Annotated in this window: 11 protein-coding genes and 4 pseudogenes; 8 read left to right on the plus strand and 7 right to left on the minus strand. The window is 41.5% G+C overall.

The annotated features are described in order from the left end of the window. Positions 1–44: 44 nt before the first annotated feature. Positions 45–1,220: an IS256 family transposase gene (locus PI20285_RS10825; RefSeq protein WP_105782278.1), complete on the minus strand. Its 1,176-nt coding sequence runs from the start codon at positions 1,218–1,220 to the stop codon at positions 45–47. Positions 1,221–1,429: 209 nt separating this feature from the next. Between PI20285_RS10825 and clpL the strand changes: the two genes are divergently transcribed. Then, positions 1,430–3,544: an ATP-dependent protease ClpL gene (clpL, locus tag PI20285_RS10830; RefSeq protein WP_057775345.1), complete on the plus strand. Its 2,115-nt coding sequence runs from the start codon at positions 1,430–1,432 to the stop codon at positions 3,542–3,544. Between the two features lie 181 nt (positions 3,545–3,725). On the opposite strand, the pseudogene PI20285_RS10835 reads toward clpL, so the two are convergent. Next, positions 3,726–4,462, minus strand: a pseudogene (locus PI20285_RS10835) (transposase). Between the two features lie 219 nt (positions 4,463–4,681). Here PI20285_RS10835 and PI20285_RS10840 point away from each other — a divergent pair. Then, the gene (locus PI20285_RS10840; RefSeq protein ID WP_057775343.1) at positions 4,682–5,320 is read left to right on the plus strand and encodes a recombinase family protein; all 639 of its coding nucleotides are present in this window, start codon (positions 4,682–4,684) and stop codon (positions 5,318–5,320) included. A gap of 91 nt (positions 5,321–5,411) precedes the next feature. Next, on the plus strand, positions 5,412–5,906 hold the full coding sequence (locus tag PI20285_RS10845) for a DUF7679 family protein (protein WP_056939265.1): 495 nt from the start codon (positions 5,412–5,414) through the stop codon (positions 5,904–5,906). Positions 5,907–6,096: 190 nt separating this feature from the next. On the opposite strand, the pseudogene PI20285_RS10850 reads toward PI20285_RS10845, so the two are convergent. Further along, positions 6,097–6,333: pseudogene (locus PI20285_RS10850) on the minus strand (transposase); the annotation flags it as partial. Further along, positions 6,333–7,323 (minus strand): annotated as a pseudogene (locus PI20285_RS10855) (IS30 family transposase). The pseudogenes PI20285_RS10850 and PI20285_RS10855, both read right to left, overlap by 1 nt. A gap of 424 nt (positions 7,324–7,747) precedes the next feature. On the opposite strand from PI20285_RS10855, the gene PI20285_RS10860 reads away from it, so the two are divergent. Further along, entirely contained in the window at positions 7,748–8,773 is a 1,026-nt protein-coding gene (locus PI20285_RS10860) for an IS30 family transposase (RefSeq protein WP_010619295.1), read from the plus strand. Between the two features lie 112 nt (positions 8,774–8,885). Here the strand turns inward: PI20285_RS10860 and PI20285_RS10865 are convergent, their stop codons facing one another. Next, positions 8,886–9,335, minus strand: coding sequence for a cupin domain-containing protein (locus tag PI20285_RS10865; protein WP_057775341.1), 450 nt, complete (start codon positions 9,333–9,335; stop codon positions 8,886–8,888). Between the two features lie 408 nt (positions 9,336–9,743). Continuing rightward, positions 9,744–10,016: pseudogene (locus PI20285_RS10870) on the minus strand (transposase); the annotation flags it as partial. A gap of 205 nt (positions 10,017–10,221) precedes the next feature. On the opposite strand from PI20285_RS10870, the gene PI20285_RS10875 reads away from it, so the two are divergent. From PI20285_RS10875 to PI20285_RS10885, 3 genes are read left to right on the plus strand one after another with little or no spacing between them, the layout of a single operon-like run. After that, complete coding sequence (locus tag PI20285_RS10875) at positions 10,222–12,120, plus strand: heavy metal translocating P-type ATPase (RefSeq protein ID WP_057775321.1); 1,899 nt, start codon at positions 10,222–10,224, stop codon at positions 12,118–12,120. 41 nt (positions 12,121–12,161) lie between these two features. After that, positions 12,162–12,383, plus strand: coding sequence for a heavy-metal-associated domain-containing protein (locus PI20285_RS10880; RefSeq protein ID WP_003582479.1), 222 nt, complete (start codon positions 12,162–12,164; stop codon positions 12,381–12,383). A gap of 9 nt (positions 12,384–12,392) precedes the next feature. Further along, positions 12,393–12,941 carry a ferritin-like domain-containing protein gene (locus PI20285_RS10885; RefSeq protein WP_003582473.1) on the plus strand — a complete coding sequence of 183 codons (549 nt, stop codon included), beginning with the start codon at positions 12,393–12,395 and terminating at the stop codon, positions 12,939–12,941. A gap of 127 nt (positions 12,942–13,068) precedes the next feature. On the opposite strand, the gene PI20285_RS10890 is transcribed toward PI20285_RS10885, so the two are convergent. Continuing rightward, entirely contained in the window at positions 13,069–13,326 is a 258-nt protein-coding gene (locus tag PI20285_RS10890; RefSeq protein ID WP_057775319.1) for a hypothetical protein, read from the minus strand. A 354-nt stretch (positions 13,327–13,680) separates the two neighbouring features. Here PI20285_RS10890 and lplA point away from each other — a divergent pair, with 354 nt between their 5' ends. Continuing rightward, positions 13,681–14,877, plus strand: coding sequence for a lipoate--protein ligase (lplA, locus tag PI20285_RS10895; protein WP_236698842.1), 1,197 nt, complete (start codon positions 13,681–13,683; stop codon positions 14,875–14,877). The last annotated feature ends 14 nt before the right edge of the window (positions 14,878–14,891 follow it).

Here is a 14,891-nt window from a genome sequence, read left to right on the forward strand (position 1 = left end):
CTTGTGTAAATGAAATGCCTTCGTACATATAATATGTATCTAACTTAAATAAATGATGCTTCCAAGGTGTCCTGGAGTCCTTTGAACCCTCGGTGGATCCGCTTCAGAGACTTCTCGTTATAAACATTAAACTGAGAAACCAGGAAGCGATCCAGTGAATCTTCCGTTGGAAATTGTTCTTTGTGGTGGGTGGTGCGCTTGAGATGCTTATTAAAGTTCTCAATCAGGTTAGTGGCGTATAGTGATTGCCGGATAGCTGGTGGAAAGTCCATGAAAGTGAGTAAATTCGGCATTTTAAGCAGATCTTTGATTAATTTGGGATAGGTCTGATGCCAGTTGTTGGCGAACTCATTCAGTTTCAGTTCGGCTGCTTCACGGTTGGCGGCCCGATGAACTTGTTTAAAGTCACTGATCACGGCCTTGCGGTCTTTTACGCGAACTTTGTTCATCAGATTCCGCCCAACATGAACCAGGCAACGTTGTCGTTTGGCTTTAGGGAAATGCCGATTCAAGCCTTCATCCAAACCAACTAACCCATCGGACACAAACAACAGCACATCTTTAACGCCCTGCTTGATCAAGGTTCCCAGCAGTTCAGTCCAGATTCCAGTCGATTCCGTTGGCGCCACTTGGTAGTTCAGCACTTCTTTCGTACCATCTGGACGAATGCCAATCGCAATATGAACGGCTTCTTTTTGAACGGTATCCCGCTTTAACGGCAAGTAAGTGGCATCTAAGAAGATGGCCGCATATTGTGAAGCCAGTCGACGTTGCTGGAAAGCTTGAACCTGTTCATTGACGGCTTTAGTCATGTTGGAAACCGTGGCTTTGGAGTAGTGAGCACCGTACATTTTCTCAATGAGTTCGGCAATTTCAGCAGTGGTAATGCCCTTGGTATACAACTGAATGACCGTTGTTTCTAAATTATCACTGTGCCGACCGTAGGCTGGCAAGGTATGATTTTCAAACCGGCCATTGCGATCTCGAGGAATGGTTAAGTTAAGTTGGCCGTACTTCGTATCAAACGAGCGCTCATAACTGCCGTTGCGGTTATTACCAGTGTTAATCCCAGCGTATGAGTAGCGTTCGTAACCCAAAAACTCTGCCAATTCGGTTTGAAGCAGCTGGTTAATCGCAATTTCGAGGTGGTGACGAAAAACTTCGTCCAAATCTTGCTTTTGGGCTAGTGCAGCGATAATTTCTGTGGTAAGTTCATTCATGGGGAATGCCTCCTGTGATGTTTTCTGTGGTTACTAAATATCATAAGGGAAGGCATTCCCTATTTCTATACAATTCAGAAATCTTTTATGCATTTACACAAGATATTTTACGCTCTCATACATAAAAATCGTGATACAATTAGATGAAGTTTTAAAGGATATTATGGTCACTAAGTTACACGTGTAAATTTTTATGGAGGTGTTGTACTATGGCGAATTTCTACGAAAATGATCCTTTTTTCAACAATGATATGGATGATGTTTTCAATCAATTATTTCGGCGCATGGATAATCAAAATTCGGAGCGTGCACGGTACTTAGTTAATGGAAAATCGTTGACACCAGATGAGTTTGCTCAATACCGATCAACTGGTAAGCTGCCCCAAAATAATAAAACAATAGAAGTATCTAAAGATGGTAAACAGGCTTTTAAAAAAGGAGGGATTTTAGAAAAGTTAGGGACTAATTTGACGGAACAGGCTCGTGATGGATTACTAGATCCAGTGATTGGACGTGAGAATGAGATTCAAGAAACTGCAGAAATTTTGAGTCGTAGAACGAAAAATAATCCAATCTTAGTTGGTGATGCCGGTGTAGGTAAAACTGCAGTCGTCGAAGGTCTGGCACAAGCAATTGTGGCTGGTAAAGTTCCAGAAACGATTCAAGATAAAGAAATCTATTCGATTGATTTATCGTCTTTGGAAGCAGGAACTCAATATCGCGGTTCTTTTGAAGAGAATATTAAACAGCTGGTAAAGGAAGTTAAAGCAGCTGGTAATATTATTCTATTCTTCGATGAAATTCATCAGATTATCGGCACGGGTGCCACTGGTGGTGAAGACGGTGGCAAGGGATTGGCTGATATCATTAAACCTGCTTTGTCACGTGGCGAGCTGACTGTAATCGGGGCTACGACTCAAGATGAATATCGCAATACTATTTTGAAAAATGCGGCTTTGGCACGGCGATTCAATGATGTTGTGATTAATGAACCGACGGCCGCTGACACTTTACGTATATTACAAGGTGTTAAAAAGCTGTACGAAAAACATCATCATGTTGTATTACCAGATGATGTTTTGAAGGCGGCTGTGGATTATTCAATCCAATATATACCACAACGCACTTTGCCAGATAAAGCTATCGATTTGATCGACATGACTGCGGCTCATTTAGCGGCTAAAAATTCTCAAACTGATGTTGAGACATTGGATCAACGCGTTAAAAAATTAGAGGCAGCTAAGGAGGCCGCCGTTAAATCGGAGGACTTTAAAAAAGCCGCTGATATCAAGAAGTCGATCGAGGAAACCAAGCAAAAAATTAAAGAAACGGATCAAAAAGAAAAAATCACTGCCACGATTGATGATGTGGCACAATCGGTTGAACGTTTAACTGGTATACCAGTTTCTGATATGGGCGCTAATGATATTGAGCATTTGAAAAATCTTGATAAGCGTCTGAAAAGTAAGGTAATCGGTCAAGATGAAGCGGTTGAAATGGTAGCAAAAGCAATTCGGCGTAACCGTGCGGGCTTTTCAGAGGGTGATCAGCCGATTGGAAGTTTTCTGTTTGTGGGCCCAACTGGCGTAGGAAAGACTGAATTAGCTAAGCAATTAGCCTTAGATATGTTTGGAAATGAAAATGCGATTATTCGGCTAGATATGAGTGAATATGCTGATCGTACAGCTGTGTCGAAATTAATTGGTACCTCGGCTGGATACGTAGGCTATGAAGATAATGCTAATACTCTAACTGAACGGGTTCGGCGTAATCCATATTCCATTGTATTATTAGATGAAATTGAAAAGGCTGATCCACAAGTATTAACGTTACTATTACAAGTGATGGATGATGGGCGCTTAACGGATGGACAAGGCAATGTCATTAATTTCAAAAATACGATTATTATTGCTACTTCTAATGCTGGCTTTGGTAATGAAGCATTAAGTGGTGACAAGCAACGAGATCAGTCATTAATGGATAAGTTAGCACCATTTTTCCGCCCAGAATTTCTGAACCGTTTTAATGGAATCGTGGAATTTTCACATCTGACTAAGCAAGACTTAAGTCAAATTGTCGATTTGATGTTGGCGGATGTACAAAAAACGTTAGCCAAAAAATCCATCAAACTTGAGGTAACTAAAGCGGCCAAAGATTGGCTGATGGAACAAGGCTATGATGAAGCAATGGGTGCGCGGCCATTACGGCGAGTAATTGAACAACAAATTCGTGATAAGGTAACGGATTTCTACCTTGACCACTTAGATGTCAAAAACTTGAAGGCTGATTTAGTGGATGGTGAGATTGTGATATCGGCAGCTTAGCTTAAATCAGTGTTCATAAATAACTTTATGTAAGAGGAGATTTATTGGGCAGGAGATTGCTTGATAGATATCCTTTTTTCGTTGATTTTCACCATTTGATATTAATCTATGGAGTAAATATGGATATCGTCAAGAATCTTGTGTAAATGAAATACCTCCGTACATATAATATGTAGTTAATTTAAATAAAGGATGATTCCAGGGTGTCCTGAAGTCCGTTGAATCTGCGATGGATTCGCTTCATGGACTTCTCGTTGTAGACGTTAAACTGAGAAACCAGGAATCGATTCAGTGAACCTTCCGTTGGAAATTGTTCTTTGTGGTTGGGGTTGCGTTTGAGATGCTTGTTAAAGTTCGCAATCAAGTTGGTTGAATACAATGAACCGCTTCTTTTTGGACGGTGTCCCGCTTTAAAGGCAGGTAATTGGCATCTAAGAAGATGGCCGCATATTGCGAAGGCAGTCGCCGTTGCTGGAAAGCTTGAACTTGTTCATCAACGACTTTGGTCATGTTGGAAACCGTGGCTTTGGAGTAATGAGCACCGTACATTTTCTCAATGAGTTAGGAGATTTCGGTGGTGGTAATTCCCTTGGTGTATAGATGAATAACCGTTGTTTCTAAATTATCACTGTGCCGACCGTAGGCTGGCAAGATGTGGTTGTGGAAAATACCATTGCGATCCCGCGGAATGGTTAAGTTGAGTTGACCATACTTCGTATCAAACGAGCGTTCATAACTGCCATTGCGGTTATTTCTAGTGTTAATTCCAGCATACGAGTGGCGCTCATAGCCTAAAAAAGCTGCCAGTTCGGTTTGAAGCAGCTGGTTAATCGCAATTTCGAGGTGGTGCCGAAAAACTTCGTCCAAATCTTGCTTTTGGGCTAGTGCAGCGATAATTTCTGTGGTAAGTTCATTCATGGGGAATGCCTCCTGTGATGTTTTCTGTGGTTACTAAATATCATAAGGGAAGGCATTCCCTATTTCTATACAATTCAGAAATCTTTTATGCATTTACACAAGATATTTTACGCTCTCTATGTTGATAGCATAATGCTTAATTAGGGTCTACCCTATTGTATTCGGTTGAAAGTTGGATTATTATTAGTTACATATAAGTGATCCGGAGGCGTTCTGAAAATGACAAAAATTGGTTACGCACGTGTTAGTACTCGTGAGCAAAATCTAGCCCGGCAAATTGAACAACTACAAGCAGCGGGAGTGACAAAACTTTTCCAAGAGAAACTTTCTGGAAAAAATGCTGCCCGCCCACAACTTCAAGCCATGCTGGATTATCTTCGTGACGATGATGAGGTAATTGTGCTAAGTTTAGATCGGTTAGGTAGAAATTCAGCCGATTTAACAGAAATTATGGAAGCTATTCGCCATAAGGGGGCCACCTTAAACATTTTAAATTTACCGAGCTTTAATAGTATTGAAGATCCTAACTTACGTAACTTGATTACCAATATCATTATTGAGCTTTATAGGTATATGGCCCAAGAAGAACGTGAGACAATCAAAGTAAGACAGCAACAAGGGATTGAAATTGCTAAACGGCAAGGAAAATATCATGGTAAAGTCCGTGAATATGGACCACATTCACCGAATCGACAGAAACGTTATATTTATAAAGAAGCCTGTCGTTTGCTAACGCGCCGGGAACAGGGAGAAGAATTAACCAAACGGCAGATCGCGCGGATGTTGGGGATTGCCCCAGTTACCCTCTATCGGATCGAAAAGTATCGAGCGGAAGGCCAAATTAAAGCAGCTAATTGATAAAGAAGCTCGTAAAGATCCAGATAAGACAAAAGTTGCCAATTTTGCCCATCATGTGGCATACTCTGAAATTAAATGAAGGTGGTTTAACATGACTAAGCTCTGGTGTGCCAAGATCCAATTGACAACTAAACAGCGTACCTATCGCTTTTCTAATGATTTACAATTGGCCTTAAACCAAACGGCGCACCCCCAGCAAATTTTACAAGCATTGATTGTCGTTCCTTTGGCCCCCTACACTGATAAGCAACAACCACCGATGGGAGTTGGCAAGATTCAGAAGATTTATAAAATGGCTTGGTTTAAAACCAGGGGCCTGCCAATTACGCGAGGTCAATTGATGGGAGCAGCCTACTGGACCGAACGTCCGTATGTCCAAGTTACCAGATATTTGACTCATAATTATGTTTGGTGGAGTCAACAACAAATTAGCAAAGACATTACCTATTGGCAACGTCAATTTTATCATCAAACGGCTTATCACAGTCCCCTTTGGCAGAAAATTACCAATTGGCGGATTCGACGCCAATTAGGGCGAATTAAGCGGCAACGTTGGCAAAAGAATATTCAGTATTGGCATATTTAAAATAGTCTGGTTAAACTGTTGGCACATAGCGTTGCTTAGATAACCAATAATCATAACTACCCGTAAAACGGGTAGTTTGCTCTAGGGCTATAAGACCTATGTACTAGCCAGTGTCTCAAGGCGCTGGCTTTTGTGTATCAAAGCCAAACTGCTCTTGTCACTTTTGCGACCGCTTTAAGCAGTACTGTTATTACTTGCCTTGACCCTTAAAAGGGTCTTCATATTCCCGGACACTCAACCGATCCTGCGCTTGATCATGTTTTTCTTGATCACGAATATATTTCCTAATGGTGGCTTCATTAAGCCCAACCGTGCTAACGTAATAGCCGACTGACCAAAAGTGTCGGTTCCCAAATTTATACTTCAAATTCGTATGCTGGTCGAACATCATCAAGGCCGATTTACCTTTTAAATAACCTTGAATTGTCAAATTAAGTGCAACACTACATTAAAGAATATTTCATAAGGCGTTTTCCATCCGAGACATTTACGGGGACGATTATTCATTTGTTCTGCATATGCTTGTATCCGGCGGTCGGTAATTGAATCAAGGTCAGTTCCTTTTGGCAAATATTCGCGAAGCAAGCCGTTAGTATTTTCGTTAGTTCCTCGTTGCCAAGGAGAGTGAGGATCGGGAAAGTAGAAGGGCGTACCAAACTTATCAGTTAAACATTGAACTTTGGCAAACTCTTTACCCCCTATCCGGGGTAATCGTTAACGATCTACCAGTCCATAGCTTCATTAAGTCGCTCAAAGTATCCGTGACTGCTTCTGAAGTTCTTTTAGCAGCTTTACCAATAAGCAGGTAACGAGATTTTCGGTCAACCAATGTAACGACACAAGCCTTTCCGCTTTTGCCTAACACGGTATCACCTTCCCAGTGACCAATTTCTACACGGTTGTCAGCTTCTCGCGGACGATCATGAATCTTGTTGGGGATTGGAATCTTGCCTCGTTTTTCCTGATAAGCTTTATTGTGGCGAGACTTGCCGTGATGCCTTAGATGGCGCACGGCACTAGAGCTGCCAGATTTAAACAAATTATCAAATAAGCCATTGAAAATCCCACGGTAAATAGTCGTGGTACTGATCTGCACCGGATACTTTTCGACTGCCAAGCGATTCGATATTTCCTCCGGAGACCAAAGGCCTTCGCAGAAGTGTTCTCTCACCACTTCAAACACCTGAGGATTACTCAAAAGAGAGACTCTGCCACAGTTGCCTTTGCGCTGTTTGTACTTCTCCTGAGCCTTCGAAGGTGAATAGGATTTACCAGTAGAATTACGGCTTAATTCTCGAGAAATGGTTGAGTAACTTTTCTTGATATGGCTGGCAATCTCACGAAGTGAGTTTCCATGATTCCTCATTAAAAAGATAGTTTCCCGTTCATCTATGGTAATATGCTTGTAGTGATCCATGGCTAAATTCCTTTCATGATTGTTTTCGCAAACATCATTTTACAGAAATTTGGCCATGGGCCATTCTTTATTTAATTAGTGTTGCACTTAAAGTGTAAATTCAAGTGTAAAAAATAAAGAGCTGTTATAAAAATTCCACTAAAAATTTTTATAACAGCTCTTTACATATTTTGAAATTAAAAGGGTGGAACTATGTTCCACTCTTTCGGTTGTATAAGTCCCGATTGCTAAATGCAACTAAAAAATTATTAATTGCATAGTTCAGAAAAAATTCTAATTCAAATTATTTATCAAAGAATACCATTCCTCGATTTAAAATTGAAGTGCAACACCTGCTCTACTAGACCAGTTCTTTATTCAGACTAGTCAAAAAGGCCATGAAGACCTATTCTTAATTCACCACAAACAAGAAAGAGGTATCTTCATGACCCGAATTAAGAATATCATATCTAATCAGTATCACCAACTCAATTTAGCTGAACGTGGTCGAATTGAATCCCTAAGGGACTTAGATTGGTCTATCCGCCGGATTGCCCAGGCCCTTCATCGTAATCCCAGCACGATTTCACGTGAATTAAAACGGGGGACAACGACACAGATTAACGCTAGTACTCATATCTTTGAACAGTCATATCTGGCAGAAACTGGTGAAGCAATTTATCGTAAGCACCGACTAAATAGCTGTTATCGTGGACTCTTTGATCATTGTCAAACCTTCTGTAATGCTTTGGTGACAGCTTTAAAAGCGCGTCCCAGGATGCATAGTGTGGATACTTTTGTCCACCAATTCAAGACTGATCACCCAAGGCTTGTCTGCCCCTCAACACCGACGGTGTACCGGTATATTGATGACCAGCGTTTAGCTATCCGCAATTCAGACCTACCAGCTAAACTACGTCGCCGGATTAAATGCCCCGGGGCAAAGCATCATCGAATCAATAAGAAAAATCTGGGCCATTCAATCGAAGAGCGTCCCGCCATGGTTCAAGCGCGTCAAGAGCTTGGACACTGGGAAGGTGACTTGGTCAAAGGCAAACGGGTTGAATCTGAGCCAGCATTAATGACTTTGACTGAACGTGTTAGTCGCTTAGAGATCATCGTTAAACTTCCCAATTATCATGCCGACACTTGCTTGAAAGCCCTCCAGAATACCTTATATGACTATGGAACCGAGCACTTTAAAACCATTACTTTTGATAATGGTGCTGAGTTCTCAAGCTTGAGTCAAGTCAAGGGAACTGACATCTACTTTGCCCATCCTTATTCACCATGGGAACGTGGAACCAATGAGAACACTAACGGCCTTTTGCGCGAGTTCTTCCCGAAGGGCAGATCCTTGGCTTCGGCCTCACTCATTGACATTCAGCTGGCTCAAGATACCTTAAACAACCGGCTACGGCGGTCATTGAACTATCGCTGCCCAGCCGATCTAATGCCTGAACTAGCTTAGCAACTAGACCACTTCTAAGAATAGATTCTTAGTGTTGCACTTGATTTGACAATTGAGGAAAGAATACCATTAGTTCTTGACATAAATCATATCTTTTGATAAATAATTTGTCTTATTCACCAGTACCCTCCAGAGGGCCCTCCTGCTTAATTGCATCGGCTTTAGTGGCTTCATTAGTTCCTTTTTGGTGCTTGACCGGTGAATAAATAGAGAAGACCTTCATGGTCTGTTTTCCAGCGTTGATCACGTTATGCCAAGTGTTATCAGGAACAACTACAGCCTCTCCCGGATGAATTTCCTGATCAACTGTTAAATGATCTTTATCTTTCCCCATTTTAACGTGGCCAATACCGGCTACTAAGTAAATAAGTTGATCATTACCATGATGAATTTCCATACCAATATCACCACCTCCGGCTGGGATAGCCATTAATGTGATTTGAAAATGATCCCCGGTCCACAAAGTAGTTCGATAATTTTCATTTTCCAAAGCAGCCGATTTTAAATCAGGTGCAAAGGGTGCTGGACCGTAGTCTCCTAAATCTGCGCTTTTTCCTAACATAATAAACACTTCCCTTCTAAGTGGAATTGTAACATAATTTTTTATTATTTGATATCATTTTAAGAGCACCAATGTTATCAATTAATTTACCAATCTGAGTTCTAGTGACTAATAGCCAATAGGATTGTCTAAAAAGTGAAGTTATTCAATTTAATTAATTTTTGGGCTTGGTTAAAGTATGGGTATCCACTCAGTTTCCATAACTTCTACGTGCGATCGTCCATGGGGCTCTTTTTTATTTAGAAATGGGCCCTTTGCTAACGTTAGAATGGGAATTGTTCTTCTGATTATCTTAGGCTGTAATTAATCGTTGTGACTTATCACGTAATCCACACTTAGATAAAGATAGTAACAGGCTTCTCAATGATCATTGAGAAGCCTGTTAATGTCAAAATACTTAGAAGCTGTCTAAAATCTCTTAAGTAATAGTGCTAAAAACGCTAAAACGACCATTTGCAGACTGGTGGTTAATTGACGCTCACAATTTTTCCAAAGTCGCCGACAATTCTCTAGCCAACTAAAAGATCGTTCGACTACCCAACGTTGGGGCATGACTTCGAATCGATGCAACTCATTGCGCTTCGCAACCTGCACGGTTGCGTTTAAATTACTGGCTACATCGAGCTGAAAATTAACGCCTGAATAACCACCATCAACTAAGACATTTTGAACCTGGCGTAAATGCATGGCATGTAAAAATTCCTTCCTTTTGAGAGACGATTTATTCATTATACCCTCTCTTAAAAGTTGTCTCAGGAATCAGCTTACATCCAAAATATTCGCCATTAATTACCCAAACAAAAATTTCAAACTTGATCCACGTCAATTCTTTATCGGTCGAACCACCATATACTAAAGACATCAATTAAGAAATGGAGCGGGGATTATGAAATTTCAAAGATATATTAATCAACACACAAATCAAATTACATTGATAACGGCAATATTAATTGGCGTAGGTCTCTTGGGGAAAGTTGTTGACAGCGATATGATCTACACGGTTTCATTTATCGCCGCTTCAATTATCTCAGCTGTGCCGATCGTTCTTCGGGCGGTTTCAGCACTCCGGTTTAAAACGATCAGCATCGAATTACTTGTCAGCATTGCTGTGATTGGCGCTTTCATCATTGGCGAGTACAATGAATCAGCAATCGTCACTTTCTTGTTCTTATTTGGGACGTTTTTGGAAGACAAAACGTTGGCCAAAACCCGCCACTCAATTAAAGATTTGACGGAAATGGCACCGACTACCGCAATGATTGTAGATGATGATGGCAACACTGAGGAGACGGATGTTGACTTTGTCGACGTTGACGACGTCGTCTTGGTCAAAGCCGGCGGTCAGATTCCGGTTGACGGGGAAATTGTGGATGGATCCGGTCACATCAACGAAGCCAGTATTACTGGTGAATCAAAACTAGTCACTAAGGGCACTGGCAATCAGGTATTCTCTGGCACCATCTTAGACAACGGAACACTTAAAGTTCGGGCAACCAAGGTTGGCGACGACACCACGTTTGGCAAAATTGTTGAACTGGTTGAGGATGCTCAAGACACCAAGTCGCCAGCAGAAAAGTTTATTGACAAATTTGCGACTTATTACACTCCGGCAGTTTTGATCATTGCATTGATTGTGGGCTTGGTTACCAAAGATTTCCGATTAGCGATTACCGTTTTGGTCTTGGGATGCCCTGGGGCCTTGGTCATCGGCGCCCCGGTTTCAAACGTGGCTGGAATCGGTAATGGTGCGAAAAACGGTGTCTTGATCAAGGGCGGTGAAGTGATGAACACCTTTGCCAATGTCGACACGTTGGTATTCGATAAGACCGGGACCCTGACTGAAGGGAAAACGGCGGTTACTCAGTTCAAAGATTACTCAAGAGACCAGTTGGCCTTGCAAATTGCCACAGCCGTTGAAAAGCAGTCGGATCATCCATTGGCACAAGCAGTTGTTAAATTCTCAGGTGATCATCATATTCCGTTTGAGGACGTTCAAGTTGCCGATGCTGACACAGTCAAAGGCCGTGGCGTTAAGGCAACTGCCAACGGTAAAAATGTTTTAATTGGTAATTTGAGAATGATGAACGATGAAAATGTTGATTTGACGTCTGAACAACGTCAAGACTTGGAAAACATCCAAGGCGAAGGCAGTTCAACAGTTATCGTTGCCTTCGACGGGCAAATTCAAGCCATTCTTGGTATCTCGGATGTGATTCGTCAAGGCGTTAAGCAAAGCCTGGCGACACTCAAGTCACTCGGCATCAAGAAGACGGTTATGCTGACCGGTGATAACCTGCAGACAGCCAATGCCGTTGCAGAACAAATCGGCATTGACGAAGTCCACGCAGAACTTTTGCCGGAACAAAAAGTCGAATACGTTAAACAATTCCAGCAGGAAGGCCACAAGGTTGCCTTTGTCGGCGACGGCATCAACGACAGTCCGTCATTAGTGACGGCTGACATCGGGATTGCCATGGGAAGTGGAACCGACGTGGCGGTTGAAACCTCTGATGTCGTCTTGATGTCATCAGGATTCAATGAATTGATCCATGCATATGGACTTTCCAAAAAAACGGTCATCAACACCAAGGAGAACATTTTCATCGCCATTGCGACGGTTGTCGCCCTCCTGATTGGCTTGATTCTCGACTTTATTTACATGGCCAGCGGAATGTTTGTCCATGAAGCCAGTATCCTGGTTGTCATCTTCAACGCAATGCGATTAATTAATTATCAGCCCAAAGCTGCCAAACTTGATCCAGATCAATTATCGGTTGGCGAATAGGATGTATCATTAAAACAGTAAATGAGATGGAGGTTATCAATATGAGTAAAGCAATTTTACAATTAGACGCGCTGTCATGCCCGTCATGCATGCAAAAGATCAAGGGCGCACTTGAAAAGCAGGATGGTGTGGAAAACGTCAAAGTCTTGTTCAATGCAGCCAAAGTCAAAACTGATTTTGACGGCGATAAAATTTCCGCAGACAAATTGTCAGACACGGTAACTGATTTAGGCTATGAAGTTCAATCAATGAAAGTGAAATAGGTGAAGAATATGACAACAGCAACCCCCGAAAAATTATTTGAAGCAGAAGTTAAGCAAGCAGATATCGACCACCATACCCCAACGGCTGGTGCGATGACCGGCCACATCGTTGCCAATTTGGAAGTTTTATCCAACAAACTCCAGATGGCAAAATGGTATGTGAAGGGAATGTCGGCCCAACAGCTGAAAGTCCTATTCGGCGACTTACTTAAGCAGGCGTACGACCAAAAGGATGCCTTGGGCACGGTCTTAATCGATGAGGCCTTAATTACGCCAAGTACCCAAAAGGAATTCACAGAGTACACCATGCTGGAAGAAAACGGCCAGAACAAATATGAATCTGTAGAGTGGCTGGTCAACGACTTCGTCCACGACTATGACACTGAGAACATGTTTGTCACCCGGGCAATTAAGCTTGCTGAAAAAGAAGACCGTCCAGTCTTGGCACAACATTTGGTTGGCCTGCTGCAAGATAACAACCACAACATCGCTACTCTGCAGGCCTTGCTTGGTAAGACACCACGAGAAGGCTTGGATGAGGAAGACGACGAAGATTAATCCTCAATAGATACACGAAAAAAGTTCCGAAGCAAAATTGCTTCGGAACTTTTTTAATATCATTTTTTCGAATTCAAAGATTCAAACAAATCAGCACAATAACACAGGCAATCGTACTTGCCAGGATCTACCAGCCAACCCGATAAGCTGTCCGCTGATAGGTTGAAATTTGTTCCTGACTTAATTTGTCAAAATCAGGCATCCTAAGTGAGACGTTTTGAAATATGCTAGTCTGCAGCAGCGTATAGTCTTTTTTGATCAGCAGCTGATAGCTTGTCCACGACAATACCAGGGTCAAGCCGATGAGTGCAACATTGATTGAGACAAATATTAACAGGACGCAGATGATGATCGCACTAGTCAGAATTATCCGCCGAGTTCTCATTTTTACCACTCCTCGTATTATTAAAAATGTATTCAAGTATTGACCAGCTTCGCTGTTCGGATGCTGTGTGATATTCTCTATTTGTTCATTGGATTCGGATCCAACTGGTATAGGATTTCGCCTCCTGTAGTTTATCTACATTTTAAGAATGCCGCCCAGATGAATTGTTTAAGTTCAAACCACAAGCTGTAGTGTTAGCTGATGATTTTGATAGCTCGCGTTCTATCAAGCAGCTAGTCATTGGATGACTTGTCTACTCATAAATTGCGAGGATGTTCTGAAGATTCATAATTAGGGAGTATCACACAGCACCCAAGCCTATCCAAAATAAGAACGGAAAGGAGGTCTGAATCAATGAACTTGAATGTTGGTATTGATGTTTCAAAATTGAAGCTTGATTATTGTGGAATGGATTCAAATAAGCAAGTGTGTTTCCAAGGTGAAGTAACAAACACCCCGAAGGGGGCCGGTCATATTCGTGATGAGATTTTAGACAGCTTCTTAAAAGAGGTGATCACCATTATATATATTGATACTTCTTTAGGAAAAGACTATTTAAAACAGTCTGCGGTTGAACAGGCTTTCCCTGAATTTTTAGAAAAAAATACCAGATTTTCTGATAAACTGTTCTATTTTTATCATCCACAAAAACCAATAGTTATTTGTGGCGTTCATCAAAACGTTGAAGCTGAGGTAAACATGTCATTTTTAAAGTCTCATGGTATCGATCTGGTTCGAAGAAACTCCGGCGGTGGCGCAGTTTACGTTGATCCGGGAAACCTCACTTATTGCTATATTGATACAGAAGCAACCGTTCAAAAACCACAATTCGGCAAATATGCCCAACCCATCATAGACACGCTTCATCACTTAGGTGTGGATGCAGTTAAAAATGGTCGCAATGATTTAACAGTTAACGGCAGGAAATTCTCGGGTATGTCCGCGTCTAAAACCGGTCATCGGGTTTCCTACGGAGGAACGTTGATGATTAATGTCAACTTGGATAATGCCAATGAAGCGTTAACACCCTCAAAAGTTAAATTGCAGGCCAAGGGCGTTAAATCAGTTCATAGTCGAGTAACTAATATTCGACAATTCTTTAAGCCGGCATTTTCCCAAATCACCTTCGATCAATTGGAAAATATGATTCTGACGACAGCTTTTAATACTTCGGACATCACAAAAATTCCAACCTACCAACTCACAAAGAATGATTGGCAGGAAATTTCTGAATTAGCAAATCAAAAATACGCAACCCATAATTGGATATATGGTCCTGACAATCATTTCCAATATTATCGAGAGCGTTACTTTGAAGGTATTGGGACTATTGAAATAGGTTTCTCAGTCCAAAATCAAAAAGTGAAGCATCCTAAAATATTTGGGGACTTTCTTCAAGTGTCTGGAAATCTAGAGAAAATAGAATTCCAGTTGGATCAAACCAATTTTAATCAAGCTGCCTTAATTCAAGCTCTAGATCCTCTTGATCTAAAAAAAGCGATTGGAAATATCGCGCCAGAAACACTTGCAGACCTAATGTTGCAAAATTAACCTAATTGGAGTCA

Source organism: Pediococcus inopinatus, from assembly GCF_002982135.1.
GTDB classification, from domain to species: domain Bacteria; phylum Bacillota; class Bacilli; order Lactobacillales; family Lactobacillaceae; genus Pediococcus; species Pediococcus inopinatus.